At 43.0% G+C, this 356-nt stretch carries 1 tRNA gene and 1 rRNA gene; both read right to left on the bottom strand.

Annotation, left to right across the window (positions count from 1 at the left end):
• Positions 1 to 145: 145 nt before the first annotated feature.
• Positions 146 to 222: transfer RNA gene (locus GCL60_RS17230), tRNA-Ile, on the bottom strand.
• An 80-nt stretch (positions 223 to 302) separates the two neighbouring features.
• Positions 303 to 356: ribosomal RNA gene (locus GCL60_RS17390) — 16S ribosomal RNA — on the bottom strand; the annotation flags it as partial.

Raw genomic sequence — 356 nt, 5'->3', positions numbered from 1 at the left:
CCTTTGCCTCTCACAAGCTTTCACTTGTGCTCGACTCAAGCAACTCATTCCAAATAATTCTCAATCTGTTTCCAGATCTCTCACTATTTTTTCTTCTTCTTACTTCTTATTCTCTTTTCAAATAACTCAAAATCGTAATTTGACATGGTGGGTCTGGGCCGAGTTGAACGGCCGACCTCTTGCTTATCAGGCAAGCGCTCTAACCACCTGAGCTACAGACCCACAAGAAAAGATTACAAAAACAGAGTGCGATTCCATTGACCTAGAATAGAGCTTCTTTACAGAAGACTCAAAATTCCTAGAAAGGAGGTGATCCAGCCGCAGGTTCCCCTACGGCTACCTTGTTACGACTTAAC

Source organism: Silvanigrella paludirubra, from assembly GCF_009208775.1.
GTDB classification, from domain to species: Bacteria; Bdellovibrionota_B; Oligoflexia; order Silvanigrellales; family Silvanigrellaceae; genus Silvanigrella; species Silvanigrella paludirubra.
Note: the sequence above shows the minus strand (reverse complement) of the source record. Positions and strands in the feature narration are given on the sequence as shown.